Raw genomic sequence first — 22,827 nt, 5'->3', positions numbered from 1 at the left:
ATTTACCCTTTTTGCTAAGCTTTTTTACCTTGGCTGTTGCTCTAAAGTTCATAAATTTCTAACGGTAAGTTGTCGGGATCTCTAAAAAAGGTAAAACGTTTTTCTGTAATCTCGTCAAAGCGAATTTCTTCTACTTCTACTTGTTGGAATTTTAAGTAAGCAACGGATGCTTCTATGTCCTCAACTGCAAAAGCTAAATGTCTCAAACCGCAAGCTTCAGGATTGTTAACTCTTTCTGGAGGATGGGGAAATGAGAAAAGCTCGATGGTGTCGCCGTTGCCGACTCGCAAATCTAGTTTGTAAGAATTCCTCTCGGTTCGGAAAGTTTCTTTGATAATGGAACATCCTAAGACTTCTACATAAAATTTCTTCGACGCTTCGTAATCCGAGCAAATAATCGCGACATGATGTATTGCTTTTATTTTCATCTTAAAAAAGTTAGTTAGTTGCGTTTGTCTGAGATGTTGCACCATTCTCAATCAGCTTTTTATGAACAGGCAAGATGCCTGTGAAGCGAGAAAATTCACTCTTTGTGAAACAGGTATCTTGCCTGTTCTTGAGAATGGTGCAAGATGTGAGGTTTTCCCAAATGCACAGCACGCTATTAACAATTATATTTGACGATCGCAGACTCGGCGACAAACCCTGCTAGATTCAGGGCGATCGCCCTTTATTTTCCCCGTCGAAATCTTAATCTGAAAAATTCTGCAAAAAAAAGTACCCTACTTTGATAAAATGAGAGTTTTGCAGTCAATCACCCAATTTGCATCTCAGGAGACAAGCACTATGGCCCGTATGTATTACGACACCGACGCGAACCTAGACCTCTTAGCCAACAAAACGATTGCTATCATCGGCTACGGTTCCCAAGGACACGCCCACGCCCTGAACCTCAAAGACAGCGGCATGAATGTCGTTGTCGGTTTGTATCCCGGTAGCAAATCTGCCGCCAAAGCAACCGACGCGGGTTTAACAGTTCACCCCGTAGACAAAGCAGCCGCCGCCGCTGACTTCATCATGATTTTATTGCCCGATGAAGTTCAAAAAACTATTTACAAAGAACAAATCGAACCGAACCTTTCAGAAGGAAATGTTTTAGCATTTGCTCACGGTTTTAACATTCACTTCGGCCAAGTTGTTCCCCCTGCCAATGTAGACGTAGTAATGGTTGCCCCCAAAGGCCCCGGACACTTGGTGCGGCGGACTTACGAACAAGGGGAAGGCGTTCCTAGTTTGTTTGCAGTATATCAAGATGCTTCCGGTCAAGCGCGCGATCGGGCAATGGCCTATGCTAAAGGTATCGGCGGCACCAGAGCCGGCATCCTGGAAACGACTTTCCGCGAAGAAACAGAAACGGATCTTTTTGGCGAACAAGTAGTTTTGTGCGGCGGTTTGAGCGCATTAATTAAAGCTGGATTTGAAACTTTAGTTGACGCCGGATACCAACCGGAATTAGCTTATTTTGAATGTTTGCACGAAGTTAAACTTATCGTTGACTTAGTAGTAGAAGGAGGCCTCGCCAAAATGCGCGACAGCATCTCCAATACCGCAGAATACGGCGATTTAACTCGCGGCCCCCGCATCGTCACGGATCAAACCCGCGCCGAAATGCGCAAAATTCTCAGCGAAATTCAATCCGGCCAATTTGCCCGCGAATTCGTTCTGGAAAACCAAGCCGGCAAACCGGGATTTACCTCCATGCGCCGTCAGGAAGCAGAACATCCTATTGAAGAAGTTGGTAAAGATTTGCGAGCTATGTTTAGCTGGTTGAAAAAGCACGCTTAATCAATTTTAGATTTTAGATTTTAGATTTTAGATGGGAGAACCAATCTAAAACAGTCCTGAACGCAGAACCTAATTATGTAGGGTGCGCAGTGCGCACCTTACCGCTTGGAGGAAAATCTCAAATCTTAAGTTTAATCGATTACAGATTAGAGAGTCGATAAAAAATCTCTCCTCTAAAATCTAAAATCGTAAGGTTGGGCGAAGCGAAGCGTAGGGTTCGCTTTGCTTAACTCAACCTACAAGAAAATGGCTAGGTATTGTTAGACAAACCGGGTTTCTCGTGAGTAGATCGAAACTATCTACTGGGACTAGGGCTTTTTTCCAAGTTCTCAATCTCCTTATCCCTTTGCTTGTTTGAATCTTGCGGCTTCACCCATGATGGCCACAACCCGACGAAAAACTTTCGACTTGCCACGCTAGTATCTCTTACAGGTTTGGGGAGAAAAGTTAAACTGTCACCGTAAAGGGTAAACAGCGCTATAAACAGAAGCAACAGCGGGATAAAATTTTTTTTAGGCATGGCAGTTTGGGAGTAGAGTTTGTGAAAGCGCTTTGTTATATTTTGCCCTTGCACGGACAAAATATATCAGAAACAGCTTAAGAAGAAACATACACCCTGGGTCTAAGCGGCGGCGCACACAAAAGGAAAGGCTGCTAGGTCGCAATACGACATCCGGCTTAAATATTTCCTTTATTTATTAGTCCGCAGAGAGGGACGACAGGCAAGCGCAGAGTGCGATTTCAATCGCCGAGTCTTATAAAGGGGTTGTTAGTGCGGATTGGTATAAGGTGGGCATTGCCCACCCTAAATATACATATGCAAGTGTAATTCCTGTTAAAAAACCCGGTTTATCCGTTTTAGTACAAGTCTTAACCCTTAGTTATTAGCTAATGACTAATGACTAATGACTAATGACTACTTATTCCCTTGAATAAAAGTTTGCACGACTGCATTAATTTCCGGGGAAATTTCTGTTACCAGTCGCACTGGGATTGCCGGTGTGGAAGCAAATTGCGCGTATTCTGATGTTAGAAAAACTGCATATTTGTCAGCTTCTGCCGTTAGTTGAGCTACCGTGGCCAAACTTACAGCTTTAATATAATTGCGTATGCTAACAGCTTGGTCGCCGACAAGTTCATCGCCAGTAATTCCTGTACTCGGCCTGCGAACTTGGTCTAAAGTTGTACTCGGATCTTTGACGCTTAAGTGGGTTCCTCCTACAAAACCGACTAGCCATTTAGGAGATGGAATTTTCGGAAAGCTGGCAATTTGTTCGGCTAAGGCGGGAGTTGTTTTGTCGGCAGAAGATGCTACTATTAAGGTGGGAATTTGAATTGCACTTAAACCCGTTTCTCCAAATAATAATGATGCGATCGGATTCATGGCGATCGCCCTTTTAATCCTCGCATCCCGCAATTGATACCGTTCTTCGGGCAATGCGGCCGCGGCGCACTGAATGCCTTCGCCCAAGCTGAACCCAATCAAATCCCCCTGACACCTTTGTTTGAGTCCGCTCAATTGCAGTTCGGCGCCGGCCAAGGACAAGGCTGTAGCGCCGCCGAAGGAATAGCCAATAATTACCGATCGGTCGATCGCGATTTTCCCCTGCAAATTATCATCAGTTTGGTTCAATTTTGTCAGTTCGTCGAGCACAAAACTGATGTCTTTGGGACGGTCTAAAAACTCTTGAGGAGCTAGCAAGGTAGACTTACCCGCGATCGCAGCATTAGTATTCGTTTCATTGCTTCCCGGATGTTCTAAAGCTGCTACCACATAGCCGTGAGACGCCAAATGCTCGGCTAAGTAGCGCAAATCCGTGCGCACAGAACCCAAACCGTGAGAAAAGACGATCGTCGGTTTGTCGGCTGTCGCAGCTCTCGACCAGTAGACATCAACCGGAATAGGTCGATTGCGGGCGCTATCGTTCAAATCTAGCGCCCGTACCCGCACGCCATTAGGGCCGCGCTGGCTCGGGTCGAAAGGCAGGTTCAGGGCAGGTTTAACCGCTGCTAACTGAGGTGCGATCGCCGTCATAAAACGCTGAGTTTGCCAAAAACTTACGTTCAAATTTCCCAAAACTGCGAAAGCTCGATCGAGATCCACCACCAAGCGCGAGCTGGGATAAGATTCAATGAAACTCAATACCGATAAGCCTTCTGGGGCTTTCGCTCCCTGCACCAGAGCCGATCGCAGCGCTTCCACACCGCCACCGTCGCGCCTGGGTATGACTGTAGTCAAATCCGTCAGGATTGCAGTGCCGATGCCCGTATTTAGCAAGTTGCTCAGCCCGACTACATTGAGGGGAATTTTCGCTTGCAGCGCCCGAAAGATTTTACTGCGCTGTTCGGAGGACAGGAGATTGGCGTAGGCTTGCAGTTTTTCGGGGACTTTTCCTGTTTCTGCGAGTTCGCGCAAATCTGCAACCGATATTGACAATTTTAAAATTCCTTTGCGGACAACAACAACCGTTTCTGCCGGTTTTACAGTAGATGTCACAGCACTGAAAGTGTCCATCGCGATCGAACCCAAAACACTCGCCACCGAAGAAAACCATCTGAAAGCTGGTCTGATGCTCATTTTTACCTTATTGAACTAGAGGAGATATATCACCATATTCTCAAAATTTTTCCCTATGCCGAAAAATTGTCTGGCTTGAGGCGCGATCGTCAAGGCCTCTGGGCATATTTACTTGCCGATCGCCCATTCCGTACCTAAGTACACTTCTTGTGCGGGTGCTAATGATGATGAGTTGAAGGATTTTTTAATCGGCAGCCCAAAAAATACAAACTTCGCGAGTGAAAAGAGGGATCTAGTGTATTTCCGAACCGCGCCAAGGTGCGGAAATTTTGGTAGCAATTCCGTTGGATTAGGATTAAATATAAGACTTACACAATTGTCACAAATAGGGCTTAAATTTTAGGTATGTAGTTGCGCTTTAGCGCTCTTTCCTAAGCTAAGAAAGAGCGCTAAAGCGCAACTACATACCTTTGTTTAATTTGCCAGTTGGCTTTAGCCCTAAAATATAAACCGCAGATTCATAACGTAATCTGCGGTTTATATTTTTCTCAAGATACAGGAAAATAAACAACAAGCATGGAAATATCTGGGTGAGCCCGAGCGATCGCTTCCGGTTCTTTAAGAGCTCCCGGTTGTTCCCACAATTTCTGTTGGTGAGAAATTGCTGTTAAAATCAGCAAATCGTGTTCTAACAACTGCTGCGAAACTAGCTTGATAAAATTTCCCCGCACCCGATTTACTGGTATCTCAGAAAGAATTTCCACCTCCGCCGCACTTTTGTTGCTTTGTTCCCGTTTTGTCGCCACCAACACCACTTGCAAAGTCGCCTTGAGTTCGTCGGCCAAACTCTTCGCAATATCCACCGTTTCCTGAAATCCAAACTGAGTTAACTCGCTGTCAGTGACCGCCAAAATAACTCTGGCTGTATTCTGGATAGGATCGGGAAATCGAGCAATCAGTACGGGTACGGGCGATCGCCTCACCACATTGTCAATGATGCTGCCAAAAAAATTATCGCGAGTCGTGGAAAATCCCTTCCAACCGCAAACAATTAAACTAGCCTCGCGTTCGGTTGCACTCCGCAGGATTCCGCGATCGATCGCATCATCTATCCTCGCAATCGGTTCAACCGCACAAGCAGCAGCATGGGCCACAGTTTCAGCAGCCGTCAAAAGTTGAGTTTGCTGCATTTTATCTGCGGGCGAAATTGCTTCCCCGCGATCGGACAAAATATGCAGCGGCAGCAAAGTTCCCTGAGAGCTTTTTGCTAAAATCAAAGCCAAACGCAGCAAATTATCTTCCGTATTCGGATTAGCAACAGGCACTAAAACTCGATGTCCCCATGAATTCTTTCCCGAAGTAGCAGCCGGCAAACTCGACCCCGGCTGCTGCATTTGTTGACCCCACCGAGATACAATCCAAGGAGAAGCGACACAAGTTACTAAAATCATGGCAATGATGCCGTTCACCGTTACGCGATCGACCAATTTAATGTCAAAAGCAACCGTAATCGCAGCCAAAGTAGAAGCAGCTTGAGCAACAGAAAGACCGAACATTACCATAATGCTGGGAAACTCAAAACGAAATAATTTCCCCGGTAGCCATGCTGCCAAAAACTTGCTCACCACCTCAGCTAAAATCATCACCGCAGCCACCAACAAAGACTGCGGCTGCTTCACCAAAATTAGCGGGTCAATTAACATCCCCACAGAAATTAGAAAAAACGGCACAAACAGCGTATTGCCAATAAACTCAATCCGATTCATCAGGGGACTCATTTTGGGAATAATTTGAGTAATGGCAATTCCTGATAGAAACGCACCAATAATTGCTTCAATCTCAATTAGTTCTGCTGCGTAAGAAACTACAAACAGGGTAGCTAATACAAATATAAATTCTGCATTTTCGTCATGTCCGAATTTCTTAAAAAACCAGCGACCGATTTTGGGAACTCCCCACAAAGTACCAAAAGTGTAGATAGCAAGAGATGGAATGAGAACCAGCCAAAAATCGAGAGTGAGATTTCCTTTGAAAGCTTTGACAACAATTGCCAGCACCAACAGCCCCAACACATTCGTAATTAAAGTCCCGCCCAAAGTCGTAGTAATAGTCTGAGTTCGCATCAATCCCAATTTGCTGAGAATTGGCAGCGCTAAAAGCGTGTGCGTAGCAAAACAAGAAGCGACTAAAATTGAAGCCAGCCAGCTATATCCCAACAGCAGCATCGCTCCCGTTCCCAATATCATCGGTAGCGAAAAAGTAGCCAGCCCAAATATGACAGCTTTGTCCGCATTGAGTTTGAGGTCGTCGAGGCTAGTTTCCAGTCCCGCTAGGAACATCAAAAACAGCAATCCTACAGTACCTAACAAAACAATAGTAGCGTCTCGCTGCAGCAAATTTAGACCGTTGGGCCCGACAATTACGCCAGCAATAATTAAACCGACTATTCCCGGCAGTCGCAAGCGCTCAAATAACAGCGGCGCGAGTAGCATGATTGCTAAAAGAACTAGAAAAACGGGAACGGGGGCGGTAATTGGCCCGGAAGTTAACATAAATTTCACCCTAAATATTGGCAGCGAACTGCTACCATATTTAAAAGGAAACAATCAAAATGTCTATCAATCTAAAGAGGTATTCTCAATTAATTACAGCGTAATTGGTAATAAGTAGGACTGGGCGGTAGCAACTCGGTTTATTGGTAAAATATGGGTTTGATGATTAGAAATTGGGTGGATCGCGAACTCCGATTAAAAAAACTATATTTTTTATGGAGGCACAAAAAGCCGGTTAAGAGTCAAAATAACAGGTTGTGAGCGATCGACGTTAACGCCGAAACCTGGTTTTTGATCCTACTTGTGTCCACCACTATTTAGGTATCAAATGCAAGGGGACACAGACATATATTCCCAGATGGAGCTTGGCAAACTCGCTCCTAATTCAGAAACCCCGTTTATTAAAAAAACCGGGTTTCTCACCACAACAGACAATTTAAATGGGTTAGTCTCGGACGCGAAAAAACCATGTTTCTACGCAACGTACTTAACCGTACCATTACGGTAGCTAAGTATGTATTTGTTGTCAAGATTTGTCCATCTAATTTTCAATGATAGGCTAAGCGAGCGACACAATACTAGCTCGATCGTAAGGCAATCTGTTTGTCGGCAAAACCTCCAGATTAATTTGCAGCGAATCCAAAGCCGGATTTTCGGCTAGCAGCTTTTGCGTCAAACTCTTATTAAGAATTTCCCAGAAATCCGTTTCATTGGGATAATTACTCAAGAAATTGTCGATGCTTTTGTAAATCGGCACAAAGTCGGGATACTCATCCTGCGTAATTCCTGGTTTGTACTGATATTTGACATCAATATTGAGGTTATTCAAACCCTGGTGATCGATCGAGTAATTAGGAAGCTTGAAATCCCATGCTTCGCCTAATTTACCATCTTGAGTGCGAGTAACGGTACTGCTGCGCTCGTAAGGCAATTGGTTGGTCGGTAAAACGTCCAAATTAACCGTCACAGACGAAATTGCCGGATTGTCAGAAAGCACTTTTTCGGTGAGATTTTTGTTGACAATTTCCCAAAAATCTGTTTCGTTCGGGTAGTTAACTAAAAGATTGTCAATGCTCTTGTAAATAGGCACAAAATCAGGATACTGATAATTTTGAATCCCGTCTTGGTACTTATAATTTACATCAATATTCAGGTTGTTTAACCCTTGATGATTAATTGGGTAATTTGCCAATGTAAAATTCCATTTCTGCGTCAGTTGAGCATCGGACGGAAAGAAAGCAATTCCTATTGGACGCTCTAGCTTGCTGTCGGGAGGGACAAAAATAGAACTGTTACTCGACCCCGGATTTCCCGATATTGGCAGCGGTTCGTCAGTCTGGCCGTTATACCGCAAAACCGCGCCGGCACCGTTAGCATTAGCGCGGTTGTCAAAGCCAACTGCAAACAAATTGCCGATCGGCGAAAAGGCCAAACTACCTACATAATTGCTACTGGGCGAAGTATCAGTATAATTGGTAGATAAAACCTTGACCAATTCCCCGCTTTTTAAATTGTAGCGCCTGATATCGTTAGCAAAATCGCTGACATAAAGGTCGCCGTCAGCGGGCCCGATTGCCATTCCCAAAAGACTTGCAAATCCCTGACTCCGAGGCGAAGGATCGGGCGAAGCAAAGATACTTGACTGCCGGGTTTGCGGGTTGTAACGCAGCACCTGACTGGGGAAACTTGCGCTAAAATCAGCTTTACCATTGCTCGCAACACTCCCCTGCGTTGTCACATACAAATTGCCGTCAGGAGCAAACAGTAAACCGTTCGGGCCATTCAATCCTCCCGCTTGCTGATTTCCCGAAGCAAATACATCAATAAACTGTCCTGTTTTGCCGTTATATCGGAGAATTTGGTCACTCAAAAAACTGCTGACATAAAAATTACCGTCAGGGCCAAAAGCTAAACCGTAAGGGCGAAACAATCCGCCAGTTTCATCGACCGCCGTGTTCGGATTATCGCCGACAAACTTGTCAATAAATGCGCCAGTAATTCCGTCATACCGCAATACGGCAGATGCTGTCGGTTCTCCAGAATTTCCGGGCTTTTCGCCGCTACTAACGTAAATGTCCGACTTATCATCGCCGTTGCCATCTGGCCCAAAAACGATCGTATCTGGATTGGACAAACCGCCGCTTCCCGGTGAAATAAATTCGCCTAGAAAATTGCCGGTATTGCCGTCAAACCGAAGTACATTATTTCCCCTGCTATTGCCAACTAGGAAAGTTCCTTGAGGATTGCTGGGTTGAGTGCGAGTAACTTTGCTGGTTTGGTTGTAAGGCACGTTTTGGCTTGGCAAAACGTTGAAATCTATCTTAATTGCCACCAAGGCAGGATTTTGGTTGAGGATATTTTGAGTCAAGTTTTTATTGACAATTTCCCAAAAATCTGTTTCGTTCGGATATGCGGTTAAAAAGTTATCAATGCTATTGTAGATTGGCACGAAATCGGGATATTCATTGGGAGCGATTCCCGGCTTATACTGGTAAGTGACATCGAGATTGAGCGTATTTAATCCTTGGTGATTGATTGCGTAGTCTTTTAAGGAAAAATTAGCATCTTCTTTGATTTGACCGGAACGACTGCGGAAAACTGTACTTGCTAGATCGTAGGGCAATATCTCCGTTGGCAAAACTTCAAGTTGAATCGTAACATCTGTCAATACCGGATTTTCATTAAGCACCTTTTCAGTCAAATTTTTGTTAACAATTTCCCAAAAATCAGTTTCGTTCTGGTAGTTAACTAGGAAGTTATCAATACTTTGGTAAATGGGTACAAAATCGGGATATTCGTTCTGGGTAATTCCCGGTTTTAATCCGTAACCAACTTTGAGGTTTAGGGTGTTTAAACCTTGGTGCTCGATGGTGTAATCTGTAAAATTGAAAGCCCAGTTTTCATCAGGAAATAGCGAAGAAGTTTGGGATAGGGTGAGTTCTCGCCCGCCACCAATATCACCAACAGCAAAATCCATCCCTGTCAGTTCGTCTGTCTGAACTTGAGTGGAGACAGCGGTCAGGGATTTTAGACTACTATCAACTTTAAGATTGTCGCTTCCTGACGATTGGAGACCGAAGTCGGTGAATGGCTCAAAAAGGTCGATCGCACTACCAGTCGCAGCGGCCGCCCAATTGGGTTTTTGAGTCAAATCGTAGCTGGTATCAAATAAACCATTGGTATCGCCGACGGCAATTTTGCCGATCCGATTTAAGCGATCGAAATTACTGAATAAGTCTAGTATTTCCGCTGAAATACCCGCAATATTTCCCTGAATAGGGTTTTCTTCAAACAGTCCTGCTGTCTTAAACATAAGCTATTTTTTTAGATACACCCGCCAGCGGCAATTAAGTTGAAAACTTCTACGCTACTTCCCAAAAAAGTCAAGTAGTTTAAGAAGTACCTTATATTTTACAAGAATTCAACCTGAAATTTGTCCCCTTTCTCAATCCTCTCGTTTGCCGTTGCATCTGTATTGTTCAAATGTCAAACAGTCAATCGATTTTAGATTTTAGATTTTAGATTTTAGATTTTAGAATTGAAGCATTGACCCCACGGATCAATTCGGGGTATCCTTTATCGGATACAGGTTTTTTATTTCTGGACGGATGAATCCGGGGGCTTATATCCTGGATGCTTTCGGTCAACAGTTAATAGAAAATTATGCCAAAAACCGGATTTATAGTTCCCCGCAGACAAATCCTGATTTGGCATACCCCTAAAAAAGAGAAACGTGCTTTTATCCCTTGCTCTTCCCTATTTAAAATCTAAAACCGGGAAAGGTTTCGCCGCTTCCATCTGCGCCGCTAAAGCAATTAAAGTTGCTTCCGCTGCCGGCCGCCCGATAATTTGAATTCCCACGGGCAAACCGTTGTCATCTAAAATAGCAGGAAGTGCGATCGCAGGCAAACCGCTAGCATTAAACGGCGGACAAGGAGCAATCCAATTAATAATCCGCTGCAAAGTTTCTTCAAAACTCAAATCCGCCCACTCCCCAACCCGGATTGGCGAGTGCATATAAGTCGGCAAAACTAACACATCAAATTTTTCAAAGAATCCCACAATCCGCCGTGAAATCACCTGCATTTGATTCACCGCCCGCAAATATTCCCCAGCCGAAATAGTTCTTTCTAACAGCCAGCGATTCATCGGTTCCAAAGCAGGGCCTGGAATGCCGCTTGCAGCAGCCCCCGACTGCCAAATTGCGATAAACGGTTCGATTAAACCCGTAAAATCCGGGCATCCAGGTTCGACATCGTGGCCCAAATCTGTCAATAATTTTACTGTTTCGAGTACCGCTTGCTGACAGGTAGCCGAAACCTCGCCCACAGGGGAAATAGTCGTAGAAAAAGCGATTCGCAGCTTGCCCTGCTTTTGACGGGAAGCCTCTAAAAACGTCGGATTTGAATCGGGTAGCCAGTACGGATCGCCTGTTGTGTAGCCTGACATCACGTCCAAAAGTGCGGCGGCGTCAGCTACAGTGCGCGCCAGTGGGCCGTTGGCAGAAATGCCGCTGAGGTAATCTCCGACAGGTGCCCAGGAAACTCGCCCCCGCGACGGTTTAATGCCCACTAAACCGCAGCAGGAAGCTGGGCCTCGAATCGAACCGCCGCCGTCTGAACCTTGGGCGATCGCGCACAAACCCGCTGCTACAGCGGCCGCTGAGCCTCCGCTGGAGCCTCCGGGCGTATAGTCTAAATTCCACGGATTGCGCGCCGGTGGGAAACCTTCTGGTTCGGTGTAAGGTAATGAGCCAATTTGAGAGGTTGCTGTTTTCCCCAGAATGTTAAATCCCGCTGCTTTGATCCGCCAGACTACTGACTCGTCGTAGGCAGAGATATTACCCAGCAAAGCCTGAGTGCCGTAGGTACAGGGAACGCCGGTAACGGGTGTCAAGTCTTTAATGGCGATCGGCACTCCGAAAAAAGGTGGCAATTCCTGTGGCTTGTTTAACCCAGCTAGTTTTTCGGTTTGAGATTTAGCCAGGGCGATCGCCCGCTCGGCCGTTACAGTAAAATAACTGCCCAGCTCGGGGTTTAATCGATCGATCCGTTCCAAGTAGAGATTGACAATTTCTAAAGGCGACACTTCGAGGGTGCGGATCGACTCCGCCAACTCCAGAGCTGGAGTAAAAGCCCGATCGACAGAATTCATCGGTTTAAGTCCTTAATAGTGGGCTAAAGTATCAATTTATACTTACTGGTTGCGGAAAACTCTTTTCATTAAAAAAATTCTCCAAAAATGTAGAAAATCCATATTCCGCCGTAGAGCGAGAGCGCTCGCATCCTCCAATTGGCATAATATTTCCTTAGTAGTGCAGCATTATGACTCCCTCTTAGGATAGACTGAGTAGAACAGTCAAGCTTTTGTGCAAGACCCGCACAATGGCGATCGGCATTGTCCAACTCCCACAAATCATCTGTTCGAGTCAGCCTTCTCACCAACTTAAGGTAGCGCATATGACACAACAGCATCCGCCAGCTCCTCGCCCGCCCGTACCCGGAGCTCCCCCACTGCCCGGAATACCCCGCCCTCCAGCTCCAGGGATGCCCCCCAGAGCAGCAGGAATGCCGCCAGCACCGCCGCCCGCACCAGCACCAGCACCGCCGCCCGCACCAGCACCAGCACCAGCACCAGCACCGCCGCCGCAATCCTTCGCCACACCTAAAAACCCGAACTCTAGCAGCGGCGGATCTCCGAGTTTGAAAGAGCTAGTAATCCGAGCCAAAGAAGAAGGAGTATCCGACCTTCACCTCGGAGTAAACGAAGTTCCCCGCTTCCGCACCCGGGGCGAGATTGCCGACATCGGCTATCCACCGACGGATTTAGATACGTTTTTTGGTTGGCTGCGCGAGTGCATGAGCGATGAAGAAGTAGAAATTTTCCAAAAAACCCTAGACTTTGACGGCGCTTTCGACTTCGGCTTCGTCCGCATCCGGATCAGTTGCATGGACTCCTTGGCCGGCCCGGCGATGGTGCTGCGGCTAATTCCTGCCAAAATATTGACAATGGAGGAATTGAAACTGCCGGAGGTCTTTAGGAAAATATGCGGCTACCACAAAGGGCTGATTTTGGTGACAGGCCCGACAGGTTCGGGTAAGTCTACCACCTTGGCCGCGATGATCGACTACATCAATAAGAATAAAGCCTACAACATCATCACGATCGAAGACCCCGTAGAATTCGTACACGAAAGCAAAAAATCCTTGATCAAGCACCGGGAAGTCGGCAGGCACACCCTCAAGTTTATGAGCGCTCTCAAAGGCGCTCTGCGACAAGACCCGGATATGCTGCTAGTAGGAGAAATTCGGGACAGAGAGACGGTGGAAATCGCCCTCAAAGCCTCTCAAACCGGTCACTTAGTTGCAGGAACCCTGCACACCAACAGTGCGGTTAAAACCCTGAACCGGATTCTTGATATGTTCGGGGCGGAAGAACAGGATGCCATACGGGTTTCCATTTCCGAATCCCTAGTGGCGATTATTGCTCAACTGCTGTGCAAAACCACAGACGGGAAGCGGGCTGCTTTCCACGACGTTATGATCAATACCGACGTGGTTAAGGAATACATTCTCAAGGGCCAGAATGAGGAAATCAATCAAATCATGATCAAAGATACTTATGAAGGCATGACGACGATGAATAAGTCGCTCTACGGTCTTTATCAAGAAGGTCGGATTACTGAAGAACTTTGTGTAGAGAACTCGCCGTTCCCGAACGAAATGGCTCAGATGCTCCGAGGTCGAGTCTAAAGGTGGAGTGTTAACAGTTAACAGTTAACTGTTAACTGTTAACTTTAATTGGTGTACTTCATTGAAAGTCGATCGCCCGATTTTGCCAGAATTTTTCAAAGGTATTGCGCTGTTTACACCAGGGGGAGACTTAATCTATTGCATAGACTCCCGCAAGCAAACTCGGTGGCACTTGCAGTTGTGCGTAGCTCTACAGGAGATCCTCGGTTTGTCGGAACCGCCGCATTTTCTGATACCTTGCTATACCGCAACCGTTGACTGCTGGCTCGATCAGAGCGATCGGCAGTTGCGGGTTGCTGCCGAGGCTTACCCCCCGGTGCTGCGACATCAAACCCTGCTGAATGCCATTTTTGGGACTGGCGACTTGGTATGGCACCCCCGCAGCGAAGAAATGTGCGAACCGATGGCGATCGCTACTTATCACCAACAATTCCCCGAACTTTGGGAAAATCACGACTTAGTTGTACAGTATGCCAGCCCCGAAGCTCGATCGGACTCGATCGGTTCGATCGTATCTCCCTCATCCTTCCCGCAATCGCAGCAGACTCCGCTTCCCAAACAAACAGCACTAACCCCACCCCCACAAACTCAAGGGTACGTTTTGCGCCTCTTTGTTTCCGGCAGCAATCCCAGCACCGAACGCACCCTCGAAACTTTACACCAGTTCTTAGAGCAATGCCTCGATCGTCCCTACACTTTGAAAGTAATTGATGTTTTAAAACATCCAGAACAAGCTGAGGCAGATCAGATTTCAGCAACTCCTACTTTGATTAAAATCTGGCCGAAACCCGTGCGGCGAATTGTCGGCGAATTGAACGATGATGAAAAAATAATGCGGCTGCTGAGATATTCGGAATTTTAGATTTGGACGATTATTTTTGCGATTATTTAATACTGGCGATCGTGCGTTGAGTAGCCCTGGAATTAACAACATTTAGCAATTGAGTCGTGGATGCAAAAAGTGGTTTGACGCTCTACTTATATCGGCCAGGTGTTCTTATGCCCAGCACCATAAATATAGAGGTTCTGCATCCAGACTGAATTGCTGCTGAGACACTGCACTCGCCGCGAATAATTAGGCTAACTTACTTTGGTTGAAAATTGTGGTAAGGTGCGCCGAAGAGCACCCTACGTTATCACAATCAATCTGGCAATCAGGAGAATTGAGAAGGGTGTCTAATGTGAAAAAGGTCGATCGGCTCAATCAGGAAGACAAACATCAGGAGGACACAAACCCGTGAAATCCAAAGTTGTGACTTCCAGCGTATCCAACTCAACTCTCCGAATCACATGATTGTTCGTATCAGCAACAAACAAGTGAGACCCGATCGCGCTCAACCCTGAAGGTTCAAAAAATCGAGCCTTAAGACCTTTAGCATCAACCAAACCTGCTGTACCGTCTCCAATCATCGTTCTGCACGTACCGCCCCGGTGGTCGATCCGCTTAATTTTATGATTGTAAGTATCAGCAACCCAGAGGTAATTTTGAGCGTATTCAACACCCAAACAGTGCTGTAACCTGACCTCATCAGCGCGACCATCTTTATCCCCAAAACCAAACAATTCACCGCTACCGCAAACAGTACGCACCTTCGGGTCTTCATCAATACCCACAGCGCGAATCGAACTAATTTCGCTATCAGCAACAAACAACTCCGATCGATCCGTAGCCAGGCCGCTGGGCTGAGAAAAAGCAGATTCTGCAAGATTCCCGTCAACACACGATTCTCGGCCAATACCCGCATAAGTGCCGATCGTACCAGTGTCTAATTGCATTTCCCAAATTTGGTGCGAACCCGCCATTGCAATAAAAAGTCTATTTCCAACTCTTTCTAAATCCCAAGGCGAGTTCAATTTGGTTTCTAAACCCTTGCCGCTGCCCGGTGCAATTTCGTGGCTTTGTTCGCCGGTACCAGCAACAGTTTCCACTCGTTGAGTCGTAAAATCAATTTTTCTGAGAGCATGATTTTCCGTATCAGCAACATAAAGAATTTGACTTTCTGCATCAAAAGCCATACCTTGAGGTGCAAAAAACTCCGCCTCTTCAAAGCCCCCATCGGTTAAACCCGGTTTGCCGGTACCGATGACGTGCAGCACATCACCTTCGGTAGTGCTCACAACAATTCGGTTATGTCCCGAATCCGCAATAAACAAGCAAGAACCGACCAAGTTTTGTTGAACCGAGTTAGCAGGCCCGGGCAATACAGTTTCATCTACAAATTCATTATCCTCAGTCATTTCGCCCAAAAGAGCTTCATGTTGGTGAAGGTGTTTTGCCTCCGTTGCAGTGATGGCAAATGCCAGCACTTTACCGGGAAAAGCCAGCGGTGTTGATAGAGGTTTGCGCTGTTTTTCTAAGCGAAAACTGAGTTGTTTAAAGTTAAGTGCATTTTTATCTTTGTATTCAGCAATTAACTTACCAACTAACTCGTCAAGTGCTTCTCTATTGCCTTCGCCGGAAACAAAGCCAACGACATAACTTTCAGGATCGATCACCATTAAAGTCGGCCAAGCGCGAACCGCGTAGCTTTGCCAAACTTTCATGCCGCTGTCTACAATTACCGGATGTTCGATATCGTAGCGGAGGATAGCTTGGCGGATGTTTTCTACTTCTTTTTCGTTTTCAAATTTAGCTGAGTGAACGCCGATAACCGTGAGGGAATCTTTATATTTTTTTTCGAGGTATTTTAAGTCGGGCAGGACGTGCAAGCAGTTGATGCAGCAGTATGTCCAGAAGTCGAGGAGGACGACGCGCCCTTTTAGAGATTCAATGGATAAAGGTTTTTCGGTGTTCAGCCAGGGGTAGTTTCCGGGGAATTCTGGTGCTCTGACGCGGGGCATGGCATCTCCTTGGTAGGGCCTGAATATTTTTTCACTTCTTTAATTTAGCGGGAAGTTTAGCGGCATGGGGAAAAAGCGGGTTAAAACTGGGCTTTTGGAGACAGCCCAGATGGCTGTGGCAAAAGAGGGGGGCAAGGGATGCGATCGGGCCTTACTGTCCTTGTTTGGTATAAATACTCAAAAAATCCCTGTGTAATTAACATCTAAAAATCTTAGCCAAGATGCTTGACATTTCTGGACGGCAAGTTTAAGCTATGTCTAGGAACCTTAGCCAAGGTTTTTAGGAAATAGCAAATGTCCAAAATTATCTACGATCTTATCCAGCGTTTTGAGGTAGAAGACGGGGTACCCCGCCTGATTTCAACCAATATTCAAGTTATTGAAGGTGGCCAAGATTTGATGTCTTTGGCTATTAGTTTGTTAAAGGAACTTGGTTTCTACGAAAAGTTTGAGGAGAAGCGAACCTCTCAATATATAGGATACAGAGTTAAGAAGCCAGGGAAAGGGGATAAACGTTATCAACTTGTTTTTCAAGAGCGAAAGGATAGTTTGTTTATTTCTATTCGTCAAGATCTCTTAGACGAACATATACTCAGCTTTAAGTATTGGACCTTGGTAGAAGTAGAAGCTGAACTTACAGCAGGAGCCGTCTGGGTGTTACCCAGTAAAAAAGAGCTTTTTTTAAATTTAATCGATCCGCGGTTTCCTAGCCTAATAGAAGGGAAAACAAGGGGAAATTTTTATATAAATGAAATTATAGAACAACTAATAGACTCTTCAGATATACCACAAAAAATTAACGTTTCTTTTGCTTCCTGTAAACGCACAATTCTCAAGATTCCCCTTAAAGAAAATGAAAAATTTCCCCTTGAAACATTAAGTAATAGGGATAGCTACGTCGTACTCAGGGAAGATAAACTGTTTCCCTACGCATGGCAAGTATCTATCAGTTCAAGAGAAGTTCTAGAAGAGTTCCTTGGTCACTTTGCAAAAATTATTCTAGAGGCACAATAATGTCTGTCAAAGCCAAAAAACTTGTCAACCCTTACGAAGAAAGAATGCTTGAGTTCCTTCACACCTGTGTAGACAACAATTATAAAATCCATACACAGGTTAGCTTATCCCAAATTTGCGAACAAGTCAGCAACCTTGACTGGGAACTCAAAAAGTTTTTATTTAGCCCCAGTGGTGTCGATGCTTTAATCACAGACTTGAACTACAATCCTTGCCTAGTAGTAGAGTTTCAGTCTCAATACCACGATAGCCCAGAAGCGAGAGAGCGCGATCGCAAAAAAGCTACTTTACTTGAGTTTGCCAAAGTTCCCTTAATTTACTCGCGGGTAAAAAACTGTGGTTTGTTATATCTCTCGTCTCCAGATGAAGAAGTAGTTTTCAATTTATTCACAGGACAAAACAGGGAAAATGCCCAAGCGCTAATCACGCAGTATTGCAGGGAATCAGTCGCGCCTCAAGTTCAGCTTATAGCTTGGTAAGTAGTAATAGTTAGGTTATGTCCGAAAATACCAAGCTAATTAATATATAGCTTGCAGGGCGGGTTCACCAACAATATAGTCTTCTTGCTTCTCCCAAAATTTATCCTGGGTTTGGCGTGCTGTTATTTTCCAAAATAACCAATACACCGTTAATTTTATTCTGGTCGATCGCACTTGCGATCGAGTTAAACCACAGATTGATATTCTGCGGTTCCCCTTGCAAAGGCAATAAGACGCGATCGGGGTAATATTGCTCTCTATCTTGATCGCCTTCCGGTGACAAAGCAGCATTTAACCATTGACTAAAATTCTCATTCTCGATTTTAATTAAATCACCCACAGATACACTCTCTACGACTTCTTGAGCGCCACCTAGCAATTGTTTAGCCCTATCGTTAGCGGTAATAATATTACCTTTTTTATCTGTGGAGATGACACCATTAGGGAGCGATCGCACTATATCTTTATGTCTGTTTTCTTGTTGTTTGACCTGGGAAAACAAGATAGCGTTTTGCACGGCGACTCCTGCTTGGATGTTAAACGCCTTCATAAATTCCATGTCGGTGCGATTGAAACTCGCTTTCCACTGATCGGGGGGGTGCGGCCAATCTTCCGGGTTGTAGGGGGGGAATTCTCCTTTTGGTTTTTTATTAATTAAGTGGGTGACGCCAATCAATTTGTGGCCTGTATTAAACACTGGCATACACAATATACTGCAGGTGCGGTAGCCAGTTTGTTTGTCTATTTTTTTTGCATTTTCGGCGCGGGGGTCGTCGTATACGTCAAAGGGAATCAACAGCGGTTCGCCGGATTGGGCGACGATGCCTGCAAAACCGGCGGTTCTGGGTATGCGAAGTTCTTTAAGATCGCCGGCGAGCGGGATTTTCGTCCAGAGTTCGTCTTTATCTTCGTCCATCACCCACAAGGTACTGCGATCGGCATTCATCAGTTCTTGGGCCCGATCCATCACCCGCTTCAAGGTATCATCTAAGTCTAGACTGCTCTGAGAAAGAGCGTTGACGGCGTTCATCAGCGCTGTGGCGGCCCGTTGTCTTTGACTTGTGGCGTAGAAAGATTTGGACGACTCTACAACTAAGCGAATGGACGAGGCAAATTCTCTAAAATTTTCTTCGTCTGCTTGAGTGAATCCTACTTTGTCAATCTGTTCGCCTAAAGTATCATAATCTTTGTGGTTCGGCTTGAGTTTATTAATCAGTTGGACTACTGCCATTAACTCGCCTGTTTCTTCGTCGAGCAGAGGCATCGCCAGCATTGTAGAAGTACGATATCCTGTTATGTCGTCAACTTTTTTGGCGTTTACAGAACGTGGGTCATCATAGAAATCATAGGGAATATTTACAATTTTTTTCTCCGTGGCTACTTCTCCCGCAATGCCCTGATTAGCGGGAAATCTGATCTCTAAATTTTTGCCATTTTCGTCTTTAGCTACAACTGCCCACAGTTCATTTTGCTCTTTATCGAATATAAAAATTGTCGTTCTATCTGCATTCAAAAATTCCCCTGTTTTTAGAGTAATGTCATGGAGCATTTCATGCAAGACTGACTCACAGCCTCGACCGTCAAATATACAATTTATGAATGATAGAATTTGATTGAGAGTTTGACGCTCTCGATGTCCCTCGCAACAAACATCTCGAATAATATCTCCAAAATCATCAGGGTTCAGAGGTTTTAAAATATCGCTCAAACTCATACAATAACTCCTCTCATCATTTTACTGAGGCAGAGTCCAGAGATAACTATCAGCAGAAAGAGTTGAAAGAGGCAGCTATCTCTGCGGTGAACGCTACCTCCCTATTCGGAAATAAATCTAACAACAACCGCCGCCGTTATAATGCCAAGTCGAATCAGTAATTAACACCTTGTCGGGCATTAATCCCCCCAACTTCCCAGCAGTTTTATCGCACACCGCCGCCGGCACGCCCCGCTGCAAAACGTGACCAGCCCCGTCATCAAACAGCTCTTCAGACCCCCTATAAATCGCCGTCCTGCCAGTGAAAATGCAAGCTCCGTCATCCGGTACATCCACTTTGAAAGACACCGAATCCAGGCTTTCTAACAGCAAATCCGCATCCAATTGATAATTGTGTTTGTCCAGCAATCGGTAAGGACGGCGCGCCCGAACTTCGACTTGCCCAAAACCCACGTCTACAAGGTGTTGAACGTATTCTGCGTAGGTCAGAGCACCGGACAAACACAACGCCCGCAAGCGTTGGTCTTCTTTCAAATGTTGGGGAATTGACAGAGTTGCGATCGGATCGCTCATCAACAACCTGCCACCGGGTTTTAAGACCCGATAAGTTTCTTTTAATGCTTTAGCTAAATCCGCAGGTTCAAAGATATTAAACAAGCAGTTTTGGGCGACAACATCTACAGAAGCATCCGGCACTGGCAACGCAAAAGCATCGCCTTCACGAATTTCCACAAAACTCGCATCAAACCAATCATTTTCTTGGGCGGCAATTTGCAAGTTTCGTGCAGCCGCTTCTCGCATTGCTGGAACCGGATCTACGGCAATTACTGCTCCCTTTTGTCTAGAAAAATAAGCAAATTGCAGTGCTTCTAAACCGCCGCCGACGCCTACATAAAGCACGACTGGATTGCCGACAAGTTCGGCGGCGTGAACGGTTGTGCCGCAGCCGTAATTCATTTCTTGCATTTGTTCGGGAATTTTTAATCCTGGCAATTGCAAGGGACTGCTTTGGACGCAGCAAAGTCCGATTTGGGGTGTTTCGGCAACATCGCTGTAGAATTTGGCTGCTGTTTCTAGGTAGGTCATTTTTGGGTTTCCTTTAATTTTTGATCGCAGATGCAGCACGGGCGGGACGCCCATGCCACGAAGAAGCTCAGAAAGATTTTGTTACGTGGCAAATTCGACTTTTTGTTCGGATTTTGGCTGATTTTCGGGTTCTAAAACTGTTTTTTCGGGAGCAGCTAAGTCGGGGGTTGGCTGGCTAGGAGTTTCAGTGGCAACTGGTGGCGCTGGCGGTACAAGATTGGGAGATTGTTCTGGTATCGTAGGAGCGACTACTTTTGGTACAGGAGCGTTTTTTGTTATTTCTGGCAGAGTTGGGGAATCTGAAGGAGTAGCAGGTTCGACAACTTGACGCAAAAAGTTGCGAAACCGATTGTAGTATCCTTTATATTCCTGTTTTTTTGCTTCAGGAGATGCTGTTGGTGTGGGTTCTATTATTTTAACAGGAACCACAACTGTGGGGGTTTCTAACTGTGGAGTTGCTGTCGGCTTCGGTTCTATTAGTGGAACTAGTTCTACAGCTTTCGATGATTCTAATTCTGGAGTTGCTGTCGGCTTCGGTTCTATTAGTGGAACTGGTTCTACAAGTTTTGGCGCTTCGAGTTGCGGGGTTGCTGTCGGCGTCGGTTCTATTATTAGAACCGGAGCAACTTCGGGAGCAACTGTTGGCTCTAAGCTGGGTTGGGTAACTGGGGTTTCTGGAACCGCTGGTGAGGGTTGGACAACTGGTGTTTTTTCTAATGCAGGTGTCGGTTTCGGTTCGGGGGTTGGCGTTGGTGTGGGCTTGGGGGCTTGGTAGGCGCGATCGACTATACCGCGAGTTTCTGCTACTGTTAGTTCGCCTCGCAGTAATTTTGAAAGAGTGTCTTGACCGAGCGGTTCGTAATTTATCAGTCTGACTGTATTATTAAAGGCGTTTTTGACGATATTTCCCCGTTCGTCAATTAATTCTAGCTGTAGCCAGTTTTTCCCTGGTTTGAATCCTTTAAGATATATAGGTTGCCACTGGTCGATCGCAAAGCTTTCGCCGTTGACTGTGGCTCGAATTTTCCAATCGAGTATTTCATCTTGGGAATTTTCTTGCGCCACTTCGTGCAGGGGGGCATTTGTCAAGTAAAAGTCGAGCAGGATGGGTTCTGCCCCGTAGCTGCCTTGGGGGCTGTTATACGTTAATAGGGGCAATGTTCGATCGGGACTGTTGTCGTCAGTTTTGGTAAAAACGTGAAAGGTGGTTTGGGCCGCCGCACCTTCGTTTTTAAAGCTTTCTTCCCAAGGGCGAGCGGCTAACACCTGCAGGGTATGGGTTCCGGGTTCTAAGTCCGAGAGCGTTAAAGGTTGGTTGATATCGTAAACTTCTGCATAAGGTTGGTTATCTAATAAAACTTGCAGATGGGGGCCCAAACCCAAGTTTGGATCTTTGAAAATGGGCAAGCCCTTAACTTGGAACTGAACAGACACATTTGTATCCTGAAGCACTTCGTCAGCTTTTGGATTCAAAATACTAATTTGAGGCTGGTAGATTTCTAGAGCCTGACGCAGTTGTTGAAGGGCTTCTGGGGGAGAAACCTCTGAGATTCTGTTCATCTGGGCGGTATCTGAGCCGCTCTTGTTCCCTGATTTGGGCAATTCGGGATGGCCCGCGCCACAGCTTGCTAAACCCAAAATTAATACTGCTGCTGCGAACAATGCCAGCAGCCTGCCCGCAACCGTTCTGTGCCAATTGATGCCAATCACGCAACCATACTCCTAGAAGCCTTCTCATAGGGAACTATAGCCCAAAACCGAATTTAGTATTTGGGAATTGCCGATCGGGAATTCGGGAGGCTCGTAGGAACCCGGATTGATGTTGCAGTGGGAACCCATCCTCTCAGACTATTAACTCTCGCAGCCGTTGTCCGAAACATTTCTCTACAAATCAGTATTCGTCAATTACCTTATCTTTTAGTTTTGTAAAGTTAATGGCATTACCCCTTGACTTTTTCGAGGGACTATGGAAATTAAAGGCGTTATTGCATCAAGAATTGAGGCTTTTTTAAGTATTGTTAACAAGGGATTAATACTCCTCTAGCAAGCTTATAATTCATAAAACTCCCTCAAAAGGAGCAGCCGC

General features: G+C 45.6%; 13 protein-coding genes and 1 pseudogene. 5 read left to right on the top strand and 9 right to left on the bottom strand.

Annotated elements, in window-relative coordinates; translation table 11 throughout:
- Positions 1-41: 41 nt before the first annotated feature.
- Positions 42-428, bottom strand: coding sequence for an SMU1112c/YaeR family gloxylase I-like metalloprotein (gene gloA2, locus QUA20_RS10280; RefSeq protein ID WP_333188422.1), 387 nt, complete (start codon positions 426-428; stop codon positions 42-44).
- Positions 429-735: 307 nt separating this feature from the next.
- On the opposite strand from gloA2, the gene ilvC reads away from it, so the two are divergent.
- Positions 736-1,785: a ketol-acid reductoisomerase gene (ilvC, locus tag QUA20_RS10275; RefSeq protein WP_333040067.1), complete on the top strand. Its 1,050-nt coding sequence runs from the start codon at positions 736-738 to the stop codon at positions 1,783-1,785.
- A gap of 916 nt (positions 1,786-2,701) precedes the next feature.
- Here the strand turns inward: ilvC and QUA20_RS10270 are convergent.
- The 4 genes from QUA20_RS10270 to QUA20_RS10255 form a co-directional block, all read right to left on the bottom strand.
- On the bottom strand, positions 2,702-4,363 hold the full coding sequence (locus QUA20_RS10270) for an alpha/beta hydrolase (RefSeq protein ID WP_333188419.1): 1,662 nt from the start codon (positions 4,361-4,363) through the stop codon (positions 2,702-2,704).
- Positions 4,364-4,851: 488 nt separating this feature from the next.
- On the bottom strand, positions 4,852-6,855 hold the full coding sequence (locus QUA20_RS10265; RefSeq protein ID WP_333188416.1) for a cation:proton antiporter domain-containing protein: 2,004 nt from the start codon (positions 6,853-6,855) through the stop codon (positions 4,852-4,854).
- Positions 6,856-7,414: 559 nt separating this feature from the next.
- The gene (locus QUA20_RS10260; RefSeq protein ID WP_333188412.1) at positions 7,415-10,168 is read right to left on the bottom strand and encodes an NHL repeat-containing protein; all 2,754 of its coding nucleotides are present in this window, start codon (positions 10,166-10,168) and stop codon (positions 7,415-7,417) included.
- 443 nt (positions 10,169-10,611) lie between these two features.
- A complete protein-coding gene (locus QUA20_RS10255) occupies positions 10,612-12,009 on the bottom strand; it encodes an amidase (protein WP_333188410.1) in 1,398 nt (465 codons plus the stop codon).
- Between the two features lie 305 nt (positions 12,010-12,314).
- Here QUA20_RS10255 and QUA20_RS10250 point away from each other — a divergent pair, with 305 nt between their 5' ends.
- Positions 12,315-13,607, top strand: coding sequence for a type IV pilus twitching motility protein PilT (locus tag QUA20_RS10250; protein ID WP_333188569.1), 1,293 nt, complete (start codon positions 12,315-12,317; stop codon positions 13,605-13,607).
- 61 nt (positions 13,608-13,668) lie between these two features.
- On the top strand, positions 13,669-14,469 hold the full coding sequence (locus QUA20_RS10245) for a circadian clock KaiB family protein (RefSeq protein ID WP_333188408.1): 801 nt from the start codon (positions 13,669-13,671) through the stop codon (positions 14,467-14,469).
- 338 nt (positions 14,470-14,807) lie between these two features.
- Here QUA20_RS10245 and QUA20_RS10240 read toward each other — a convergent pair whose 3' ends face one another.
- The gene (locus QUA20_RS10240; protein WP_333188405.1) at positions 14,808-16,448 is read right to left on the bottom strand and encodes a thioredoxin-like domain-containing protein; all 1,641 of its coding nucleotides are present in this window, start codon (positions 16,446-16,448) and stop codon (positions 14,808-14,810) included.
- A 294-nt stretch (positions 16,449-16,742) separates the two neighbouring features.
- Between QUA20_RS10240 and QUA20_RS10235 the strand changes: the two genes are divergently transcribed.
- Positions 16,743-17,462: a hypothetical protein gene (locus QUA20_RS10235; RefSeq protein WP_333188403.1), complete on the top strand. Its 720-nt coding sequence runs from the start codon at positions 16,743-16,745 to the stop codon at positions 17,460-17,462.
- The gene (locus QUA20_RS10230; protein ID WP_333188401.1) at positions 17,462-17,941 is read left to right on the top strand and encodes a DUF2726 domain-containing protein; all 480 of its coding nucleotides are present in this window, start codon (positions 17,462-17,464) and stop codon (positions 17,939-17,941) included. Before QUA20_RS10235 ends, QUA20_RS10230 begins: the two co-directional genes overlap by 1 nt.
- Positions 17,942-18,059: 118 nt before the next feature.
- On the opposite strand, the pseudogene QUA20_RS10225 reads toward QUA20_RS10230, so the two are convergent.
- The 3 genes and pseudogenes from QUA20_RS10225 to QUA20_RS10215 form a co-directional block, all read right to left on the bottom strand.
- Positions 18,060-19,652 (bottom strand): annotated as a pseudogene (locus tag QUA20_RS10225) (GAF domain-containing protein); the annotation flags it as partial.
- A 120-nt stretch (positions 19,653-19,772) separates the two neighbouring features.
- On the bottom strand, positions 19,773-20,741 hold the full coding sequence (gene arsM / locus QUA20_RS10220) for an arsenosugar biosynthesis arsenite methyltransferase ArsM (RefSeq protein ID WP_333188396.1): 969 nt from the start codon (positions 20,739-20,741) through the stop codon (positions 19,773-19,775).
- An 81-nt stretch (positions 20,742-20,822) separates the two neighbouring features.
- Entirely contained in the window at positions 20,823-22,451 is a 1,629-nt protein-coding gene (locus QUA20_RS10215) for a hypothetical protein (RefSeq protein ID WP_333188393.1), read from the bottom strand.
- Between the last annotated feature and the right edge of the window lie 376 nt (positions 22,452-22,827).

Source organism: Microcoleus sp. Pol7_A1 (genome assembly GCF_036701085.1).
Lineage (GTDB): Bacteria > Cyanobacteriota > Cyanobacteriia > Cyanobacteriales > Microcoleaceae > Microcoleus > Microcoleus asticus.
This window is presented reverse-complemented; position numbering and strand designations above follow the sequence as displayed.